Annotated in this window: 18 protein-coding genes; 9 read left to right on the plus strand and 9 right to left on the minus strand. The window is 40.0% G+C overall.

The genetic code is table 11. The features are described from left to right. Positions 1 to 159 precede the first annotated feature (159 nt). The 6 genes from AC1DYB_RS08395 to AC1DYB_RS08420 all read left to right on the plus strand — a co-directional run bounded on the left by AC1DYB_RS08395 (position 160) and on the right by AC1DYB_RS08420 (position 5,765). Positions 160 to 1,881, plus strand: coding sequence for an HAD-IIIC family phosphatase (locus tag AC1DYB_RS08395; protein ID WP_477434018.1), 1,722 nt, complete (start codon positions 160 to 162; stop codon positions 1,879 to 1,881). 9 nt (positions 1,882 to 1,890) lie between these two features. Next, positions 1,891 to 2,133 carry an acyl carrier protein gene (locus AC1DYB_RS08400; RefSeq protein WP_477434020.1) on the plus strand — a complete coding sequence of 81 codons (243 nt, stop codon included), beginning with the start codon at positions 1,891 to 1,893 and terminating at the stop codon, positions 2,131 to 2,133. A gap of 7 nt (positions 2,134 to 2,140) precedes the next feature. Beyond that, positions 2,141 to 2,521 (plus strand): VOC family protein, encoded by a 381-nt coding sequence (locus tag AC1DYB_RS08405; protein ID WP_477434022.1) that lies wholly within the window; start codon positions 2,141 to 2,143, stop codon positions 2,519 to 2,521. A 517-nt stretch (positions 2,522 to 3,038) separates the two neighbouring features. Next, a complete protein-coding gene (locus AC1DYB_RS08410; RefSeq protein WP_477434024.1) occupies positions 3,039 to 4,094 on the plus strand; it encodes an MBOAT family O-acyltransferase in 1,056 nt (351 codons plus the stop codon). Beyond that, a complete protein-coding gene (locus AC1DYB_RS08415) occupies positions 4,094 to 5,041 on the plus strand; it encodes a hypothetical protein (protein WP_477434026.1) in 948 nt (315 codons plus the stop codon). Before AC1DYB_RS08410 ends, AC1DYB_RS08415 begins: the two co-directional genes overlap by 1 nt. Before the next feature lie 445 nt (positions 5,042 to 5,486). Beyond that, the gene (locus AC1DYB_RS08420) at positions 5,487 to 5,765 is read left to right on the plus strand and encodes a hypothetical protein (RefSeq protein WP_477434028.1); all 279 of its coding nucleotides are present in this window, start codon (positions 5,487 to 5,489) and stop codon (positions 5,763 to 5,765) included. Positions 5,766 to 5,940: 175 nt separating this feature from the next. Here the strand turns inward: AC1DYB_RS08420 and AC1DYB_RS08425 are convergent, their stop codons facing one another. Further along, complete coding sequence (locus AC1DYB_RS08425; RefSeq protein ID WP_477434030.1) at positions 5,941 to 6,753, minus strand: 3-keto-disaccharide hydrolase; 813 nt, start codon at positions 6,751 to 6,753, stop codon at positions 5,941 to 5,943. Between the two features lie 361 nt (positions 6,754 to 7,114). Further along, positions 7,115 to 7,951, minus strand: a complete 837-nt coding sequence (locus AC1DYB_RS08430; protein WP_477434032.1) for a helix-turn-helix domain-containing protein — start codon at positions 7,949 to 7,951, stop codon at positions 7,115 to 7,117. Positions 7,952 to 8,045: 94 nt separating this feature from the next. On the opposite strand from AC1DYB_RS08430, the gene map reads away from it, so the two are divergent. Both map and AC1DYB_RS08440 read left to right on the plus strand, forming a co-directional pair. Continuing rightward, positions 8,046 to 8,810 (plus strand): type I methionyl aminopeptidase, encoded by a 765-nt coding sequence (map, locus tag AC1DYB_RS08435; protein ID WP_477434034.1) that lies wholly within the window; start codon positions 8,046 to 8,048, stop codon positions 8,808 to 8,810. A gap of 364 nt (positions 8,811 to 9,174) precedes the next feature. Beyond that, a complete protein-coding gene (locus AC1DYB_RS08440) occupies positions 9,175 to 11,616 on the plus strand; it encodes a TonB-dependent receptor domain-containing protein (RefSeq protein WP_477434036.1) in 2,442 nt (813 codons plus the stop codon). Positions 11,617 to 11,822: 206 nt separating this feature from the next. On the opposite strand, the gene AC1DYB_RS08445 is transcribed toward AC1DYB_RS08440, so the two are convergent. The 6 genes from AC1DYB_RS08445 to AC1DYB_RS08470 form a co-directional block, all read right to left on the minus strand. Beyond that, the gene (locus AC1DYB_RS08445) at positions 11,823 to 12,851 is read right to left on the minus strand and encodes a 2Fe-2S iron-sulfur cluster-binding protein (RefSeq protein WP_477434038.1); all 1,029 of its coding nucleotides are present in this window, start codon (positions 12,849 to 12,851) and stop codon (positions 11,823 to 11,825) included. 64 nt (positions 12,852 to 12,915) lie between these two features. Continuing rightward, positions 12,916 to 13,527: a superoxide dismutase gene (locus AC1DYB_RS08450; RefSeq protein ID WP_295718471.1), complete on the minus strand. Its 612-nt coding sequence runs from the start codon at positions 13,525 to 13,527 to the stop codon at positions 12,916 to 12,918. A gap of 171 nt (positions 13,528 to 13,698) precedes the next feature. After that, complete coding sequence (locus AC1DYB_RS08455; protein WP_477396077.1) at positions 13,699 to 14,169, minus strand: nucleoside deaminase; 471 nt, start codon at positions 14,167 to 14,169, stop codon at positions 13,699 to 13,701. Beyond that, entirely contained in the window at positions 14,170 to 14,505 is a 336-nt protein-coding gene (locus tag AC1DYB_RS08460; RefSeq protein WP_477434040.1) for a tRNA-binding protein, read from the minus strand. A 163-nt stretch (positions 14,506 to 14,668) separates the two neighbouring features. Next, complete coding sequence (locus tag AC1DYB_RS08465) at positions 14,669 to 15,667, minus strand: polysaccharide deacetylase family protein (protein ID WP_477434042.1); 999 nt, start codon at positions 15,665 to 15,667, stop codon at positions 14,669 to 14,671. Further along, positions 15,648 to 16,187 (minus strand): hypothetical protein, encoded by a 540-nt coding sequence (locus AC1DYB_RS08470; RefSeq protein ID WP_477434044.1) that lies wholly within the window; start codon positions 16,185 to 16,187, stop codon positions 15,648 to 15,650. Before AC1DYB_RS08470 ends, AC1DYB_RS08465 begins: the two co-directional genes overlap by 20 nt. Before the next feature lie 69 nt (positions 16,188 to 16,256). Between AC1DYB_RS08470 and AC1DYB_RS08475 the strand changes: the two genes are divergently transcribed. Next, entirely contained in the window at positions 16,257 to 16,988 is a 732-nt protein-coding gene (locus AC1DYB_RS08475) for a pyridoxine 5'-phosphate synthase (protein ID WP_477434046.1), read from the plus strand. On the opposite strand, the gene AC1DYB_RS08480 is transcribed toward AC1DYB_RS08475, so the two are convergent. Beyond that, positions 16,971 to 19,943, minus strand: coding sequence for a T9SS type B sorting domain-containing protein (locus AC1DYB_RS08480; RefSeq protein WP_477434048.1), 2,973 nt, complete (start codon positions 19,941 to 19,943; stop codon positions 16,971 to 16,973). The genes AC1DYB_RS08475 and AC1DYB_RS08480 overlap by 18 nt on opposite strands. Positions 19,944 to 19,978: the final 35 nt, after the last annotated feature.

Below are 19,978 nucleotides of genomic sequence, written 5' to 3' on the forward strand. Positions count from 1 at the left end.
GGTATGATGCGAGAGTATCACGTACGGTTGCGTGAGAGGCTTGGGGTGCCCCCCTTGCCTACTCGACTCTTTAAACCTTTTCAAACATTCAGAATAATTTAATACCCGACGGTTAAATAAGTTTTATAAATTTACCCGGAGATTTATTACCCAAGAATAATGAAAGTTTTTTCTCATCTGAAGAAAAATTTAAAGAACGACTTTTCGCATTTGCAACCGATCCGCGTGGCACTTCTTGGTGATACAGCAACCCAATTTCTTTCGATAGCTGTACGCGGCACAGGATACGACCGCGGGTTGAACCTTGAAATATGGGAGGCCGATTTCAATCAAATTGAACGACAGGTTTTTGACCAACATTCGGAGTTGTATACCTTTGAACCCGAAATAATCGTTCTGTTTCGATCTACCCATAAGTTGCTGGGCAAATACGGAAAGCTTGAGGCTGGTTTGCATGAAACCCTTGCGGAAAGCGAAATGACATTGATCGAAAGCCTGCATGCTGCTATTATCACGCGGTGCAAAGCTAAAGTCATCTATTACAACTATCCGGAAATCAATGACGCGGTTTATGGGAACCATGCCAACAAAACCAGATCGTCTTTCCTGTTTCAGCAGCGAAAACTCAGTTACAGCCTGATGGAATATGCCGCGAAATCTTCTGGCTTTTTTATATGTGACCTTGCCGCTATTCAAAACCAAGCAGGTAAATGCGCGATGTTCCAGGCATCTATTTATATTAATACTGAAATGGTTTTAAGTGTTGATATTTTGCCTGAGGTCGCGGCTAAAACGCTTGATATTATCGGTGCTATCCATGGCAAATTCAAAAAGTGCCTGATACTCGACCTTGATAATACGCTATGGGGCGGCATTGTTGGCGATGATGGCTGGGAAAATTTGGAGATCGGCACATTAGGTATCGGTAAAGCCTTTACCGAGTTTCAATACTGGATCAAAAAACTAAAAAACAGAGGTATCATATTGGCCGTTTGCAGCAAAAATACCGAAGCAACAGCTAAAGAACCTTTTGAAAAACACCCAGATATGGTGCTGCACCTCGAAGATATTACCGTATTTGTTGCCAACTGGGAGAGTAAAGCCGACAATATCCGTCACATACAAAGCATTTTGAATATCGGGTTTGATACAATGGTTTTCCTGGACGATAACCCATTTGAACGGAACATCGTTAAGGAAAGCCTGCCGGAAGTTGAGGTGCCTGAGTTGCCGGTTGATCCGGCTGATTACCTGGAGTACTTGTATCCTTTGAATTTGTTTGAAACTGCTTCATTTTCGAAGCTTGACGCAGACAGAACAAAACAATACCAAATAGCAGCAGCGGCAGGCAATGTTCAGCAAAACTTCAAAAGTGAAGACGATTTCTTAAAAAGCCTTAATATGGTTTCGCTGGTGGCACCATTCAATACTTTCAATACGCCCCGCGTTGCACAACTTTCACAACGATCAAATCAATTTAACCTGCGGACGATCAGGTACACAGAACAAGATATTGAACGCTTGATAGAAACTGGCAACGATTTTACCTTTGCCTTTAACTTAGCTGATAAATTTGGCGACCATGGGTTGATTTGTATGATCATCCTCCAAAAGGAAACCAGTGACACATTGTTTATTGACACCTGGCTCATGAGTTGCCGTGTATTGAAACGTTGCATGGAGAATTTTGTGCTGAATACGATTACTACTTTCGCCAGAGAAAACGGTTTTAAGGGCTTGAGAGGGGAATATTTACCGACTGCGAAAAATGAGATGGTAAAATACCACTATGAAAACCTTGGATTTGAAAACGTTAAAGAGTATTGGCTATTAAACGTTTTGGACTATAAAAACAGAAGCTGTTTTATCAACAAAAAATAAAATTTGAGTATGGAAAAAAGTGAAATTTTAAAAACCTTAAATGATGTGTTCATCGATGTATTGGATAATGATGATATTGTTTTAACTTACGAAACCACAGCAAATGATGTTGAAGATTGGGATTCGTTAAATCATATCCAATTGGTAGTTGCTGTTGAAAAACTATTTAAAATCAGGTTTTCGTCCCAAGAAATACAAAATTGGGGCAACGTGGGTGATTTGATTAATTCCATAAGTGATAAACTTAATTAAGCAAATCATGAAATTTCATCACGTCGGGATTGCTTGCGCAAATATTGAAGAAGAAATTTTAAATATTTCAAAAATCCATGCGGTTATCAAACAAAGCCCTATTGTATTTGATACAGAACAAAATGCGCAATTGGTAATGTTAACCCTATCAGACGGATCAAATTTGGAATTAATATCGGGTAAACAAGTTGAACTGCTGGTAAAAAAAAGGATCACTTATTATCATATTTGTTTTGAAGTTGAGGACATATATGCGGAAATTGAGCGGCTTATCAATGGGGGTGCCTATCTAATTTCGGCTCCAAAACCTGCGATCTTATTTGATAACAGGGAAGTTGCTTTTCTAAATCTTTCTTATGGAATGATAGAATTGTTAAACTCAAATTGATTAAATAAGGATCGTTTCGGTTTTGGAAATGCAGAAACTTTATAGTTTCAAATAAATTTCGCTATCACTTTCAAAGTGATATCTTTAACACTACAGACTTATAACAGTATAATATCTCTTTTTAATGCTCTTTAATTCCATTACCTTTTTAATATTTTTTGTTGTAGTTAGTACTTTATATTTTGCGATCCCGCACAAGTTCAGATGGCTGCTATTACTATTGGCAAGCTGTTATTTTTACATGGCTTTTATACCTGTTTACATCTTGATTTTGGGCTGTACGATTTTAATAGACTATTTTGCAGGTTTACAAATCGAAAAGTCAAATGGCAAAAACCGTCGGCTATTTTTAGTTTTCAGTTTGATCGCCAATATTGGTATCCTTGCTTTTTTTAAATATTATAACTTTTTAAATTCAAACCTATCCCTTCTTTTACATTTTACGGGCCAGCGTAATCCCTTTCCTTATCTTTCTATTTTATTACCGATTGGTTTATCTTTTCATACATTTCAAGCGATGAGTTATACCATCGAGGTTTATCGTGGAAAACAAAAAGCAGAAAGACATTTTGGAATATATGCTTTATATGTGATGTTTTACCCACAATTGGTTGCCGGCCCTATTGAACGACCTCAAAACATGATTCATCAATTTCACGAAAAGCATGATTTTGAATATGAAAGAGTAACCAATGGCTTGAAATTAATGCTATGGGGATTTTTTAAAAAGATAGTAATCGCAGATCACCTGGCACTTGTTTCAAATAATGTGTTTGATCATTACCATAGTTTTAATGGCGCTGCTTTTTTTCTGGGTATGATTGCTTTCGCTATACAAATATTTTGCGATTTTTCAGGCTATTCTGATATTGCCATAGGAAGTGCCCAGGTAATGGGTTTTAAACTAATGACCAATTTCAACAGGCCTTTTTTTAGCAGGAGCGTTACGGAATTTTGGCGACGATGGCATATTTCATTGTCTACTTGGTTTAATGATTATCTTTTTACCCCTCTTATTGTTGCTAATAGGGACTGGGGTAAATTGGGGGTTGTATTTGCCTTGATGATAACTTTTTTTGTCAGCGGATTGTGGCATGGGGCAGGGTGGACATTTATTGTTTTCGGCTTAATGCACGGCACAGCAATGGCTTATGAATTTTTAACAAAAAAAACCAGGAAAACCTGGTCGAAAACTGTTCCTAAAATTATTTATAATAACGTATCCGTTGCTTTAACTTTTTTGTTTGCAGCTTTTTCATGGATATTTTTTAGATCGCACGATTTGGGAGAGGCAAAATATATAATTACGCACTTATTTAAAAGCTGGCAAGCAGCCGACATCCAAAGTGCTTTGTGGGTTTGGGGTGCAGGAAACGCTAATACTGTGCTAATGTTATCTTTTATAGCGGTATTATTATCCGTTGGTTTTTACCGGGAAAATTTTGGAAGTGTATCACAACTTATCTCCAAACAGAAACTTGTGATACGATGGTCGGCCTATTTCTTTCTTATTTTTTCAATCGCTTTGTTTGGAGTTTTCGAAAATATTCAATTTATTTATTTTCAATTCTGATGCCTGTTTTTTTAAAGAAAGCTGCTATATTTTTACTGGTTGGTTTAATTTTGGCTTACCTGTTGCAATGCATAATTGATGCCGGTTTAAAAAAATCCGGGTATTCCTTAAGTTACAGGGAATGGTACAACTTATATCATTCAGATATAAATGCTGATATTTTAATACAAGGCGGATCAAGAGCGAGGTTGCAGATCTCACCCTTGGCGCTGGAAAGAAATTTTAAACTTTCTGCGTATAACATAGGTATTGATCGCGCTAGTTTCCCAATAGAAAACTACATGTTTAAGGAATATGTTAAGTATAACAAAAGGCCGCGGTACATTATACATTCTATAGATGTAGGTATTTTTAATAACCCGGTAGAACAGTTTGACTATAAGCAATTTATCCCCTATTTAAATAAGGAATTCTTGCGATCATTTAAAGATCATAGTATTTTTACACTGAATGACCTCTACATTCCGTTATACAAATACAGCCATTCGCCGGGTATTGTTATTGCTGGGTTAGAGAGCCTTTTAAATAAACGGCCGCCGGATAATGGCAGATATAATGGGTTCGAATCTATCGATCACCACTATGTTGCCACGGTTCTGAATAAAAGATTAAAAGATTTCCCCAAAGGAATTATAACCAAAGATAATGACTCTGTTTACAATGATTTTATTTCCTATATAAAATATTGTAAAAAGGAAAATATCAAATTGATTTTGGTAATTACCCCGGCCTTATTTACGTTCCAAAACACACTTATTAATAGAGATTCAATTATGAATGTATATAATAAAACCGCTCAACAATATAATATCCCTTTTCTAAACTATTCGCGTGATAAAATGGGCCTCGACACCTCTATGTTTTTTGATTTTTATCATCTAAATAAAAAAGGTGTTAAAGTTTTCAATGAAAAATTAATGAAAGATTTAAGTGTTTATATAAAGTGATTTACACTCATATTTCTTTCCATTAAATAGTTCACGGATTTAACACATTAATTAGCCCTATATAGCAATTTTTATTTTTACTGCAGTTGTTGCAAACAAAATTGAATCGGTGTACACTATTTTACTTAAGTGATCAAACTAAAAATTTCATGGGTTTTGCGCAGAAAAACTTATCACCTGATTCCCAACAAAGCGAATACTCTAAATCCTGATCTTCCTAATATCCTGAATGCTGATAAATGACGTAATGAATTTGCTTTTTACTTCCGGTCTGGTGGTGGCAAGTCTGCGCCTTTACCCATAGTTTTAATTGATTATGTAAATTGTATGCAACTTGGAAGTTTTAATGAAAAATGCTTTGGCTATCAACTCTTTATCAAAAAATTTGTTATTTGATAAAGAAATAAAGTCAACATAGTAATGCTAACCCAAAACGGACAAAATCATGAGAATAAAAAACATCAGTAAAAAAATGGAGAGCGCTAAAGCAATAGGCGCTTACGCTTTGGGCGCCAGGGCGATAGGCGCGGGTGCAACAGGAGCCTTTGCGTTGGGGTGCATTGCGATCGGATCTGTCGCGATTGGTGCGTTTTATCTTGGTCGTTTATCTGTTAAAAAGGCCTCGTTTGGCGATATGCGTATTGGCAAGCTAACTATTGAGGACCTGGAAATTATAAACAGCAAAATCAATGTTAACGGATGTACCGATGGAAAAAAAATCTAAATAAAGGGACCGACAAAAACGTTGAAAATGAAATCTGCCTGAGCCATCTTTCAAACCCAGGAAACATTATAAGATTACTCTTGTATCGTTATTTTCAACAGTTCTGCGAGTTGATGAAAGCAAGACAATGACCAAATTTCCAATGCTTTGGGCTTACAGTATTTTTGCTTACTATTTAATTGTCAACACCCGGCAGCTGTTTGATCTCGATGTTCCTGAAATCGACAGGCTGCCCCTCACTTTGTAAGGCGATAAAACCACTGCTTAGTAATTTTCCGTCCTGTTTGTACTTCGGATCGTAACCATGTGCTACCCCGCCGCCTATGGTAGGTCTGGAATATTGCAGTACGGTATCGCCGTTGATGATATGCGTAATTAATTTGTTGCCCTGAACAATCAGTTCCCCCTTTACCCACTGTTCGCCATCATAGGTCTTTGAAGTAGAATTGATACAATGATCGGGCGAAACGCTGCCTTTGTAAACAACATCGGTGCCGGGTGAGCACATATTACCCGTTGGTCTTGGTTTCCCGTCACCGAGGCCGCCTAATAACTGCATTTCTATTGATATTGGCCAATCCTGGTCCTTTAGCATTGTCCTGGGATCCTGCGAATGAAACATCATACCGCTGTTAAGGAGCGTGTAGTCTGGTGCGCCTTTTTGTTGTTTACCAACAAAGCGATATTCAAAACGCAAATGATAATGAGAAAATGGCGTTTTGTAATATAAGTGGCCAAACTGATCGTTGAAATCGCCGTACTGGTCATAGCTGATCCTGATCATGCCATCTTCTACCCGAAACGTATTTCCATAATTTTCGCCAACAAGGTGATGATTGATCTTGACAAACCAATCGTTAATGTCTTTGCCATTAAACAGCTTCTTCCAGCCTTGGTCGGCATCGTTGGTGCCAGCCAGCTTTTTTACACCGGTACAGCCCAATATAAGGAAGCAGGAAAACATAAAAAGATAGTGCGTTTTTTTCATAGGTGATAAGTGTTGTGCTCTTCTTATTATTTATAAATTGAATTCTTTGTTCAGGTCTTAACCATTCGCCCGGCTATCAATTTCTCAGTTCAATATCCTTAAACAAATGGTTTACTAATTATAAAGGGGCGGTGATTCCACTATACGGGAGATCTCCAATTTATTAAAAGATTTTTTTTTGCAAAACATAATCCGAAGTCCGTCATAAATACTGGTTTTTCCGTACCTATTATAACCTTAACGTACAATTGCTTGAGAAAGCTAAATAATTTCATCGAATATGTTTCGAAATTTTTTTCATTTATTTCGATAATCAATATACTATAATTAATACCGGTTAAACACAAATTCCAACAGCATATTAAGCACGATTGCTGTTTTGAAAGAAAGCTTTGGGAGACTGCCCTGAAAAACTCCTAAAGTCTTTGATCAGGTGGTTATCATCATAATAACCATGTTCTAAAGCTATTTGCAACAGCGCTTTGGGAGATAATGAATCCAAACTGCGATAAGTATTCAAAAAGCGCCTGAGCAATAAATAGTCTTTCGGGGATACACCGATGTGCTTTTTAAAGTTTCTTTCCAACCATTTGTAGTTTATGCGCACACCGCATGATTTTGCGAGCTCCCTTACGGTGAGGCTCCGTCCCTGTTCAATATGATTAATTACGTCTCCTAATAGATTTGGAAATGCAGTTGCGCATATCCTTTGGGATAAAAAGTTAGTTACTGCTTCAACTTTATGCTCAATAGAGGCATTACTGTAAAAGTGGTTGTTGAAAACGCCGAAATCATCGGTTACAATTTCCGCGAGATCAAAAACTGGCTTATGCTTAAAAACATTTCCACGAATATTGAACAGCTTAAAAAAAGTAATGGGATTAAAGCGAATAACAAAAAGCTCTTCGGTACTGATGGAGGATTCACAATAGACGTTTTTTAGAACACCACCACAAACCCATGCATTGCCAATATTTATAATATCGCCGTTTAAATTGATTAGCATCTTACCTGCACGGTGTTGCATCAACGTAATTACAGGATAACCATCATTGAAAAAGAGTTGTCTTCCATACAAATCCTGAGTTTTAAATACATAAAACCCTTCAACAAAATCCCGTAAGCTTTCCGGTGGGCTTATCCTGGTAATAAGCGCGTTATTAGGAGTGTAGATATGTCTAAAAAAATTGATAGGCATAATGCGAATATACCAATTTGTTGATTAGTGAACAGATGTCTAATTTATACTGTCAGCGATAGCTCAAGGTTGATATTTTTGAAGCAAAATAGATATGACGATAAATAACGAAAAAGATCTTCAGGGAATGCGGGCCGTTAGCGAAGCCGTCGCCGTGACTTTAAAGAAAATGCGGGCATATACCCGACCAGGAATGAGTACAAAACAATTAGATAATTATGGAGGGCAGGTATTGAGCACTTTTGGTGCGCGGTCTGCTCCGCATCTTACGTACAATTTCCCTGGATTTACCTGCATTAGCTTAAATAATGAGGTGTGTCATGGAATACCCTCAAATGATAGGATCATACAGGACGGTGATGTTATAAACATTGATGTTTCTGCCGAACTTGACGGCTATTGGTCAGATAATGGCGGTTCTTTTATCGTGGGACAGGACATCCATGAAAAAAAGCACCTGGTAGATACTTCGCGGGAGATCCTTAAAAAGGCAATCAATAGCATTAAGGGCGGTGTAAAAATCAATGAAATTGGCGGACTGATTGAAAAAGAAGTCAAGAATGCCGGTTACAAAGTGATAAAAAACTTAGGTGGACATGGTATTGGAAGGGGGCTCCATGAACAACCGGACAGTATTTTGAATTACAAAGACAAGCTTGATCAAAGACGGTTCAGAAAAAACAGTGTTGTGGCGATTGAAACTTTCATCAACACAGCCTCAACCTGGACTGTAGAGTTAAGTGACGGATTTACGCTTGTGGGCGACAAAGGAGGGTTTGCGGTGCAACATGAGCATACCATTGTTGTAACAGATGGCTTGCCGATTATCCTGACCGAAGCTAATGGGATTTGGGATTAAAAGGTGATGACTTTTTTGGGGAAAATTTGTTTTTTTGAACAGACAGGTACTTTTAAATTCTCCATAGAGAAGGATTTATCAAGGATACCAATTAATATATTTGATTGTAAAAAATCTTTAAGTGAAATCATTTCAGCAGAATGTACAGCCCCCTCCATTCCACTGAAAACAAAAAGCCTTACTGAAAAGTAGCTTTTTTTGCGTTTTAGCCTTTTTGAGGATCAGTCCGAAAATTTGAGAAGTTAGCTATTTATGCCCCAACCTTTTACTAAATAACTATATCACAAGTAAATAATACAATTGCATTTGGATTAATTCTAAATAGACACTATCATTGCATCAATTTGTAATTAGTCTAAATAAAATGCTCTCGAATTTACTTTTCTGCAATAAACTACTTTCCAAAATTCTATTTGTCAATTGTCTGATTTTCTTTTCTGCGTTGCCTGGCTTTTCACAAGTCATTACATCAAAAATAGAAGGCCGAATAACCAATGAGAATGGGAATAGCATTGCAGGAGCCTCCATTCAAATAAATTACCATGCACAAAAAACAGTCACTGATAATAACGGATATTTTACTTTCAACCAGATCCCGACGGGAACCTACTTTGTTAAAATAACTATGCAAGGCTTTCAGCCGCAGGAAAATATTGTGAGTATCCAAAATGGGGAAAACGGAACCGTCAATTTTAGACTTAAGGCTTCAACGAATCAATTAAATGAAGTTGTAATCAAAGGCTATAAAGCCATTAAAGGTATGGGATACCTTAATGATGTTCATGATGGAGTAATTTATTCCGGTAAAAAAACGGAAGTAATATTATTGGATAGCCTGAATGCCAATACTGCTCAAAATAATCCAAGACAGGTATTAGGTCGTATACCAGGTGCTAATTACTCTGAAACAGAAGGCAGTGGCTTCCCCTCTAATGGAATCGGGTTCAGAGGACTAAACCCAACCCAGTCTGTTGAAACCAATATTCGTCAGAACGGCTATAACGTGGCTGCTGATATTTTTGGATATCCGGAAACCTATTACCTGCCACCTTTGGAGGCCATAGAAAGAATAGAAGTGACCCGAGGTGCGGCGTCCTTACAATTTGGCCCCCAATTTGGAGGTGTCATTAATTATATCACCAAAAAAGGCCCGGCTGATAAACCTCTTGAAATTAATATTCAGCAAACCGGGGGCAGTTTTAACCTTTTCAATTCATTTATATCGGCTGGCGGAACATTGGGTAAATGGAATTATTATAGCTTTATTCAATATAAAGCTATACAGGGCTGGAGGCCAAACTCGGATATTCAGCAGGTATCGGGTTTTGCAGGAGTGAATTACCAGGCCAATGACAAGTTGAAATTAGGCCTGGAATACTCCGTGCTACGGAACCGTATTCATATGGCCGGAGGATTTGATGATGAACAGTTTAATTTAAACAGCAGGGCTTCATACCGGGCCAGGAACTGGCTCAATAGCCCATGGAACATTCTGACCGGAAAGTTAGATTACCAATTTTCACCGTCTACTAAACTTTCCGTAAAATCAGCCTACCAGTTCAGCTCAAGAAACCTGGTATGGAAAAATGAGGATGGTGGACCAGGTACACCTGACAGCATCAGCACGGTAACTCTGCAACCGGTTAACCGGGAAGTACAGCGGGAAATATTCCATGCCAATACCACAGAGGCGCGTTTTACATCTGGTTATACTATAGGAACTATAAAAAACACATTGGCCGCTGGTATCAGGCTATTTTATGGCAAAATGAAAAGAGAAGGCGGAGGGCTGGGCACAACAGGGTCGGACTTTGACCTTACTCTTTTAGATCCTCGTTATGGATATAACCTGAATTTTACAACCACAAACATATCCCCTTTCGTAGAGAATATTTTTCGTTTGGGTAGCCGCTTATCAGTTACGCCCGGTTTTCGTTATGAATACCTGAAGTCTACCACGGATGGTTATATAGAAAATGATGTGGAGCAAACAACTCACGCTACAAGAAACCGCAACTTTGCTTTATTTGGTGTTGGCGCCCAATTTATCACTACCTCGACAACCAATGTTTATGCCAATATTTCCCAGGCCTACCGCCCGGTTACTTATGATCAGCTTACCCCCTTCGGGTCAGCTACTAAAATTGACCCGAATTTAAAAGACGCTAATGGCTATAATGCCGACCTGGGATGGAGGGGATCTGTTAAAAACTTTTTTAATTTTGATGTCAGCGGCTTTTACCTGCGTTATAATAACCGTATTGGGGTAACTGAAAAATTTGATGCCAGCGGTACTTCCTATCTTTTCCGTGCTAATATTGCCAATAGTGTGCACAAAGGTGCTGAAACTTATATAGAAGTTAATATCATCAAAGCCTTATTTCCGGGCAGTGCCATAGGCGAATTTAGTTTTTTCAATTCCTTTTCTTATGTTGATGCAAAGTACGTTTCAGGTGATTTCAAAGGCAAATCAGTGGAATATGCGCCTAAAACCATCAATAGATTTGGGGCAACTTATACCTATAAAGTATTTTCAACTACCTTCCTGATCAGTAATACTGCAAAATCTTATGGCGATGCGACAAATACAGTAAGCAGCGATGATCCGGCGGTTGGGCTGATCCCGGCTTACCAGGTAATGGATTGGTCTTCAGCGCTGCATCTTGGAAAATACAATTTTAAATTTGGAGTTAATAACCTGGCCGATAAAAGATACTTTACCGTCCGTACCAATGAATATCCGGGACCGGGCATCATCCCTGCCATAGGACGAAGTTTCTATTTTGGAATCGGAACCAGATTTTAAATAAATAGAATATAAAATTGTGTGAAAGCGAACTTGAATATTTCGGGATCACTGACCGCCACTTCTATCTTTTTGCGTCTAAAATTCCATCTAAGTGTTCTGATAGATTCCCATTTACCCCGCATCAATAATTAAGCAGTTGCATTAATTTGCAACTTCTTTTTGTTCCCGGCCGTCAAAAAGAGGACACAGCCAATTATGATCATCTACTCCCCAAATACAATCACCACATCATCACTCACGGGATGCCCGGTACAGGTGAGGATCCAGCCATCGGCAATATCGGCATCGGTAAGCACATCGTTTTTGATCATTTCTACTTTGCCGCTGAAACATTTGGCAGTGCACGTGGAACACACGCCGTTGCGGCAACTATAGGGCAACGGCACATTGTTTTGCAGGGCGGCCTGTAAAATGGATTGGTTTTCGCCCACCGCCAGGTCATGCAGTTCATTCCTGAATTTGATCATGATATTACGCGGCGAAAAGTTAATAGCAGTACGGGTTACAGCTACGGTTTCCAATACAAAATTCTCCTTTCTAATCCGCCCTGGTTCAATCCCCATATACACCAACGCGAATCTGATCATGCGCATATAAGGAAATGGTCCGCACAAATAAAACTCAGCCTTATCTAATCCAACGGGGACAATCTGGCGGGTGAGTTCCTCGACCCTATCAGCATTGAGTCGGTTAGCCTCGCTGCTTAGCAGGTGGGTGATTTTAAACCTTTCGGGATGTTGTGTTACCAGGAGTTCAAGCTCAGTCTTAAATAAAATAGAGTTTGCATCCTGGTTGCTGTAGATGAGTGTAAGCCTGCTGTTGCCCGGGCGGTTCAACACATATTTAATCTGCGAAAGTATAGGGGTGATGCCGCTGCCTCCAGCAAATAGTAAAATGTCTTTATCCTGTTCATAACGGTTAATGGTAAATCTGCCGGCCGGTGCTAAAGCATTCAGGGTATCGCCCACCTTCATTTTAGTGAGCATAAAACGCGAGATCTCGCCGTTTGTGATCCGCTTAATAGTGACGGATAATCTTGGCTCATCGGGCGATGAACTGAGCGAATATGACCTGCGGATCTCCTCGTTCCGGTGATTAAATATCAGGGTAACAAATTGTCCCGCCTTGTATTTAACAGGTTCCCCCGATATATTATCCAGGTAAAATGTAGCCGTATCCGGCGTTTCCCATTTTATTTGTTCAATCCTTAACTTAAGTATATCCTCGGTCATGTGCTATAAAAAAGCGGCAGAATGATTTAAATCCCGCCGCTTCAAATTTATGAGCTTAATTGAATTAAGCGATTGCTTTTGTATAAAGTTCAGCAACGTGAGCCCAGTTGATCACGCTCCAGATGCCTGCCAGGTAATCCGGGCGGCGATTTTGATATTTCAGGTAATAAGCATGCTCCCAAACATCAATACCTAAAATAGGCGTACCTTTTACTTCTGCAATATCCATTAATGGATTGTCCTGGTTAGGGGTTGAACAAATAGCCAGTTTTTTATCTGCAGTAACAATTAACCATGCCCAGCCAGAACCGAAACGGGTTGCACCAGCTTCGTTAACTTTTGTTTTAAGATCGGCAATTGAACCGAAAGTGCTTTTTATAGCATCGGCCAAAGCACCTGTAGGTTCGCCGCCACCGTTTGGAGAAAGCAAAGTCCAGAACATAGTGTGGTTAAAGTGACCACCGCCGTTGTTACGTACCGCAGGCGCAAATTTCGAGATATTTTTGATGATATCCTCGATGCTGCTGTCAGCTTCAGGCTTACCCTCAAGGGCTTTATTTAAGTTAGTAACATAAGCCTGGTGATGTTTACCATGGTGAATTTCCATGGTCAGTTTATCAATGTGCGGTTCCAATGCATCAGTAGCGTAGGATAACGCCGGTAGTGTAAATGCCATAATTACAATTTTAAAGTTTAATGATTGTGATGTAACAAATATAAGAGTAGAATTTGCTTTTTGTTCTAATTTAATGTCAAGTTTTAAGTCCATAGACGATAGACCATTGCCCATAGCCAGAATCAAAACATAATTACCATGGACGATGGTCTATCGTCCATGGACTTCCCACTACTTCCGCTTATTCCTAAAAAAGTTCTTCACCAGTTCAGAGCATTCATTTTCGCGGATGCCGCCGGTAATAACTGTTTTGGGGTGAGTGATCTTTTGATTAAGCCGGCCGAAGCCCAGCTTAGCGTCATAGGCTCCAAAAACTATCCGGCTCACCTGGAACCAATAGGATGCACCGGCGCACATTACACAGGGCTCCATAGTTACATATAGCGTACAACCCGGCAGGTATTTACCGCCCATAGAGTTGGCAGCGGCGGTAAGGGCCTGCATTTCGGCATGGGCAGATACATCGCTCAGGCGCTCGGTAAGGTTATGCCCCCGGCCGATGATCTTGCCACCATAAGTTACTATGGCGCCAATGGGAATCTCATCTTCTTCCAGGGCGTAGCGGGCTTCTTTTAAAGCTTCGCCCATAAAAAACTCATCGGGAGAAACTGCAGGCTCCTCCTCAAAATTTATATATCTCATTTAAATCAGTTTACTGCCATTCGGCACGGGTTTATCAACTGCGGCCAAAATTATATCGCCATTTTCATCAGCAAAGCCAGTCACCAAAAACTCTGACATAAACTTGCCGATCTGCTTTTTTGGAAAATTGATCACGCCAACTATCTGCCTCCCCTGCAATTCCTCCTTAGTATAATGCCTGGTGATTTGCGCGCTTGACCATTTGATACCAAATTCACCAAAATCAACTCTTACTTTAAAAGCCGGCTTGCGGGCCTCAGGAAAATCAGCGACTTCCAGGATGGTGCCCACCCGTAATTCTACTTGCTCAAAATCATGCCAGGTAATGGTTTCCATAATGGCAAAGGTAAAGTAGAATCAAGAGACAAGAATCAAGAATTAAGATTTTTTTGTTGCGTTCGCAACAGGTGAAACACCTCAAATACACAGCTACTTAAAGATCAACTAATTAAGAATTGTCATAAAATTCAAAACGCAACACTTTCCTTTCCCCGAAGGCTTATTGCCCCTGAAACTCCTCGTCTACACTCTCCCGAAGATCGTACAGCAGCCATTGTTTATTAGCGATGGCGCGTGTTTTTGATTGCAGCAGCTTTATAAAATCATTAACACCGGTAGGTTCATTACCATTGCCATGTATCAGTACAATGCTGCCGGCTTGCGGCTGTTGCCCTTTGGCCAGCCAGGCGTCCGTGCCTACAGGGATCAATCCAAAGTCGGTTATCTTATATACCAGTTGCTGGTCTGATACCAAACCCGGGAATCTGAAAAACACAGAGGGCTGCAAGCCATTTTTAAGCATGGCTTTCTCCGTTTCTAACACTTCGTAGCCAATATCGGTACCCGGTTCCAACAGGAAATTTTCCTTAAGCGGTGCTTTCATACTCACGCGATGGTTAAAAGAATGATTTATCCAGGTGATATAGATCTCGTGCTTTTGCTGCATTTGCTTTAGCCATTCCAGATCCTGCGGGTGCTGGCGCATCCAGATCCCGGTAACGGATAAGGCTACAGGCACCGGGCGCTCCACTTTCTTAAATTCATTAAATATATCTGTAAAAATGCGCTTATCTAAAGGGCGGTGCGAGGGGCAAAGATCAGCCGTCAAGCTGATACCGGTTTCTTTGGGTACACCGCTCTCAATACCGGCATCCTGAATGGCTACCGATTGTTTTTCGGCTTTGCGAAGTGCTTTTTGATAGGGCGTATTTTTAAAATATTCGCGGGCTTCGCTCATACCCATCGGCTTAACCTTGTAAAAGCCAGGTTCGTCAATTTTGGTTTCCAGCGTTTGCGGGTTTACAAGCAGGAGGTAGCTTTTTCCTTCGTTCTCAAACTGGCGCAATATCATCCAGTCTTGCGGAAAATGGTGGGCCCATCCATAAAACACTTTGTAGTTTTCTATTTTACGGTAATTGGCCTGGGCAAATACGTGTTGTTGCAGGCCGCCCAAAATTAAAAGTACGAAAGTAAGAAATTTAAGCTTTTTGTAGTTCATGTTTGTTTGCATTCCAGTTTTTGCCGGTTAGTACAGCACTTATAACCAGCAAGATTAGGAAAATGATTAAAATAATAAATATAATATGGCTGAACGGCTCCGATAGCGGTGTTTGATTTACTTGTTTCGGGGTATGGCCTAAAGCCGATAGTGGCGGGTATATCGTTAGGCCTCCGGATGCCGATGAAGTCATTCTATCAATACTAAGCGCAAGTTTGTATACCCTTAGTAAGATCAGCACATTTACAAATACTCCCGCAACCAGTATTATGTTTACCGCTCTTTTTGTAAAGCGACCGGCTATTGCCCGGATCAAATAAACCAAAACTAACAACACAAAAAATGGCGGGAATGTAAGTATCCACCATGAAAACTTACTGACAATGTAGGTATCATGCAGGTTGATATCAAGCGTTGAATAGCCAAACAGCATACTGCTAAACAATAATGACAATGCTGTAGTGAGTATGAAGATACCTAACAGCATAACCAACTCTGTGAGTACAGGTTTCCATTTCATAATTTAAATATAAACTTATCCCTTAATAATAGGTTTATTTATAAGTAAATGATGTATTAACTTTGCCTCATGACCCGTTTATCTGTCAACATCAATAAAATAGCTACGCTGCGTAATTCGCGCGGAGGTGATAATCCTAACCTGGTACAGGTTGCCAAAGATTGTGAACGTTTTGGAGCGCAGGGCATCACCGTGCACCCACGCCCCGATGAGCGCCACATCCGTTACCAGGATGTTTTTGACCTGAAGCAAATTGTTACCACCGAGTTTAACATTGAGGGCAATTGCCAGGAACAAAAATTTATCGACCTGGTACTGGCCAACAAGCCAGAGCAGGTAACTTTGGTGCCAGATGTTTTGGGTCAGATCACATCCAATCATGGCTGGGATACTATTACCAACTATCATTATTTAAAAGATATGATAGCCGTTTTTAAAGAAGCCGGTATCCGTGTTTCTATTTTTGTTGACCCCGTTGCCGAAATGGTTGAAGGAGCTGCCAAAACCGGTACCGACCGCATTGAATTATATACCGAAGCCTATGCCACCCATTATCATCAGGGCAAAGAACTGGCTGTAGCGCCGTATATCCAGGCTGCTAAAATAGCTCATGATGCAGGCCTTGGCATCAATGCCGGGCATGATCTTGACTTGCATAACCTTAAATATTTTGCTCAAAACGTTCCCGGTTTGGATGAGGTCAGCATCGGCCATGCCCTTATTAGCGACGCCTTATATTATGGACTGGAAAACACCATCCAAATGTATTTGCGGCAGCTGGCTTTACCTGATAATGGTTAAACTGCCCGATAGCAGGTTACAGTTTTTATTGAGGTTGATGATATAAAAGTAGGTGCCATAGGGTAGTGGCTTGCCATTATAACTACCGTTAAAAGGCTGCGTATATCCTTTTGATTCAAATAGTTTTTGCCCGTTGCGGTTAAAAATCTGAACAACCGCCTGCGGGTAATTTTCAATACCGTCAATCTTCCAGTAATCGTTATGGCCATCGCCATTAGGGGTAAAGGTGTTGGCAATATTGATGGCAGAAAGACTTAAAACAGCCTCGACAGGTGTACGGAGGCTTTCGCAGCTGCCAGTCGCTTGTGTAATATAATAGGTAGTATTTCCTGTCACGCTTACTTTAAATGTTCCATTAGTTTGCTCGGCAATAGGCTGAGGGCTGTCGGCCGTTGCATATAAACGATATGTATTGCCTGCAACCGGGTTATTTACCGATATCAGCGCATCGCCCGGAGTACATAACTGTATGTTGCCCGCTACAGGAGGCTGTACAATATTAGTTTGGGCGTTTATGGTGAAGCTGGCGGTAACCGGGCTGCATCCGGTTACATCATTTACAATTAATTTATAATCGCCGGCGCCCACACTTGTTAACGATGGCGTTGAGGCCACCGGTACATCCTGTTTATACCAGGCGTAAGTATAAGGCGGATTGCCACCGCTTACTTGTACGTTTTGAATACTGCCTGTTTTTAAGCCACATTCATCCGGTGTTTTCTGCACCGTATTCGAAACTACCTGTAGTTGCGCAAATTCATTGATGGTAAAGCTTTTATATAAACGTTCACAATCATTCTGATCGGTTAAGTAAAGAGAATATGTGCCTGGCGGCCGGTCGGTTAGCTTATTACCTGTCCAAAGGGGTTGCTCCTGGCTATCTTTCCATAGCAGGGATTTAACCAATGCATCCGTAGTTATAGAAACAGATCCATTACTTTGGCCATAACAAGCGTCTGCTTTAACAAAGGGATAATCGGGGTAATGTGTTGGCGAGTTTTCATTGATTTGATAAGGGCCGGTTGTGTTACTGCATCCAAAATCATTTGAAGCGGTAAGAGAGTATGCGCCTGCAGCTACATCTTCCAAGTCGGCTTTTTCTCCTTTTAGAAGATTATTGGCATCCCTCCACTCAAACTTTGTGGCTTCTGGTGCAGTAATACCCTTAATTGACCCGGTTGCCTTATTGCAACCCGCATTTATTTTTTTGAGGTTTGTATAATTAAACACGATCTCTGTTGATTCAAGCGTTATTGGCTTCGAAAATGCTGAGCCGCAACCTGTGCCTTTCACTTCTAACGTGTAGGTGCCTGCAGGTACATCCGTTAAATCCAGCGTTGTACCAACTTCAATATTATCATTGTTTTTCCAACTAAAGGTATACGTATCCGTGTTCGGCCCTAAATTATAAAGCTTGATGTTTTTTATGTAACCATTGGTAGAATTACAGTTTGCCGGCCTCCTTACTATTTCACCATCATCGATATTTAAAAAGAGAGACGATATGGTAAAATTTGACGTGCTTTTACCAAGCGTTGCTGATGCTATTACAGTTCCGGTTATAAGACCGTTATAACTCCAATTGCCTTTAGCATCTGCAGTTACCGATGCAAAATATGTTTCGGGCAAACAAGTGCCGCATTTATCGCTATAAAACAATTCAACAAGCGAATTTGGCGTAGCTGTACCCGCCACCGATGTATTAGATATTTTAGTAAGCTTAACCTCGGGGTAGGTAAAAAAGCCGGAACTGCCGAAATGCATAGGCTGTTGATACGGAGCACATGAAAAGCTATTTTTGTTCACTGTAGCATAAACGTAATCAAATATCCAAACAGGTATACAGTTAGTAACGTAGTTCGCATCCGCCTGGCTGCTACTACCTATAGTTATTTGGCCTGCATCTCCATTTAAAAATATTCCTCCTGTTTTAAAACTTTTTTGGCGGGCTCTATCAGTGCCAATATAATTTCTCATAATGGTTACATCACGACCAATATTGCTTATATAAATTGCCATACCAAACACGCTTTGAGCAGTTATTACATTATCCTCAATGTATATTGTGTTTTTACTATTTGGCGTGATGGATTCAATATTTATACCTGTCGATTCGACGAATGACTGGCTAACAAAATAATCAACTCCAACTTTATTATTGTTTACAATTATGGTAGCCGGAGCAGAAATATAATAGTCTTCCGGGCTTGTAGAATCGTAAACGTTTCCCTGATAAATAAACAGCCCTTGCGTAAATACGTTACCTTCGGCTGCGGTGCCGCCAATTATAACTTGCCCAATTACAAAAAAAAGGGCACACTGGTCTGTCTTATTTACCGACAATGTTTGACCGTCAGGGGCGATGCCAAAGAAATTTGCTTTGATTGTAAGGTTTTCGAAAAATTTTATACCCGGGCTGTCGGATTTATTTACTATCAATGGATTATAAAATCCAAAGAATACATTTCCCTTGCCTGCCGCTCCAATTTGTATATTTTTATCGCTTGCAAGTTCAATTCCGTTCCATGATTTTATTGTTAGGGCACCCGTTACATCTGTGAGATTGTTCACATACATTCCGTAAACTTCCACATCGGTTTGATTAACAATTTTTAAACCTGATATATCCTGATCCAAAGGCAATTTATAAGCAAGGCATACTTTAGCATCGCTAACACCAAATTTATTGCCCGGTTGTGTACTACCGTCTAAAACTAAATTCGAGGATATATCCGGCAACTGGGTAAGCAAGTTTATCGTCCTTCCTCCCACACTCAAATCCGGCAAATTAAAATTGATATAATCTTTCTCCGTACTACCATTAGCCGCAGCCAAAGTCAAAGCCTCCCGCAATGTTCCCGGCCCGCTATCGGCATTACTGGTAACTACAAATACCGCGGCAATACAGGTATTTGTTACAAATATTAAAAACAGGATAAGGATTAAGCGATGCATATGGTAGTCAAGGTACTAAAATACAATAATTGCCT

This window comes from Mucilaginibacter sp. P2_A4 (assembly GCF_056405015.1).

Excerpts from the sequence above, each read along its gene's own strand:
- AC1DYB_RS08395 (WP_477434018.1), top strand. The coding sequence starts at position 160 with ATGAAAGTTTTTTCTCATCTGAAGAAAAATTTAAAGAACGACTTTTCG.
- AC1DYB_RS08400 (WP_477434020.1), top strand. The coding sequence starts at position 1,891 with ATGGAAAAAAGTGAAATTTTAAAAACCTTAAATGATGTGTTCATCGAT.
- AC1DYB_RS08405 (WP_477434022.1), top strand. The coding sequence starts at position 2,141 with ATGAAATTTCATCACGTCGGGATTGCTTGCGCAAATATTGAAGAAGAA.
- AC1DYB_RS08410 (WP_477434024.1), top strand. The coding sequence starts at position 3,039 with ATGAGTTATACCATCGAGGTTTATCGTGGAAAACAAAAAGCAGAAAGA.
- AC1DYB_RS08415 (WP_477434026.1), top strand. The coding sequence starts at position 4,094 with ATGCCTGTTTTTTTAAAGAAAGCTGCTATATTTTTACTGGTTGGTTTA.
- AC1DYB_RS08420 (WP_477434028.1), top strand. The coding sequence starts at position 5,487 with ATGAGAATAAAAAACATCAGTAAAAAAATGGAGAGCGCTAAAGCAATA.
- AC1DYB_RS08425 (WP_477434030.1), bottom strand. The coding sequence starts at position 6,753 with ATGAAAAAAACGCACTATCTTTTTATGTTTTCCTGCTTCCTTATATTG.
- AC1DYB_RS08430 (WP_477434032.1), bottom strand. The coding sequence starts at position 7,951 with ATGCCTATCAATTTTTTTAGACATATCTACACTCCTAATAACGCGCTT.
- map (WP_477434034.1), top strand. The coding sequence starts at position 8,046 with ATGACGATAAATAACGAAAAAGATCTTCAGGGAATGCGGGCCGTTAGC.
- AC1DYB_RS08440 (WP_477434036.1), top strand. The coding sequence starts at position 9,175 with ATGCTCTCGAATTTACTTTTCTGCAATAAACTACTTTCCAAAATTCTA.
- AC1DYB_RS08445 (WP_477434038.1), bottom strand. The coding sequence starts at position 12,851 with ATGACCGAGGATATACTTAAGTTAAGGATTGAACAAATAAAATGGGAA.
- AC1DYB_RS08450 (WP_295718471.1), bottom strand. The coding sequence starts at position 13,527 with ATGGCATTTACACTACCGGCGTTATCCTACGCTACTGATGCATTGGAA.
- AC1DYB_RS08455 (WP_477396077.1), bottom strand. The coding sequence starts at position 14,169 with ATGAGATATATAAATTTTGAGGAGGAGCCTGCAGTTTCTCCCGATGAG.
- AC1DYB_RS08460 (WP_477434040.1), bottom strand. The coding sequence starts at position 14,505 with ATGGAAACCATTACCTGGCATGATTTTGAGCAAGTAGAATTACGGGTG.
- AC1DYB_RS08465 (WP_477434042.1), bottom strand. The coding sequence starts at position 15,667 with ATGAACTACAAAAAGCTTAAATTTCTTACTTTCGTACTTTTAATTTTG.
- AC1DYB_RS08470 (WP_477434044.1), bottom strand. The coding sequence starts at position 16,187 with ATGAAATGGAAACCTGTACTCACAGAGTTGGTTATGCTGTTAGGTATC.
- AC1DYB_RS08475 (WP_477434046.1), top strand. The coding sequence starts at position 16,257 with ATGACCCGTTTATCTGTCAACATCAATAAAATAGCTACGCTGCGTAAT.
- AC1DYB_RS08480 (WP_477434048.1), bottom strand. The coding sequence starts at position 19,943 with ATGCATCGCTTAATCCTTATCCTGTTTTTAATATTTGTAACAAATACC.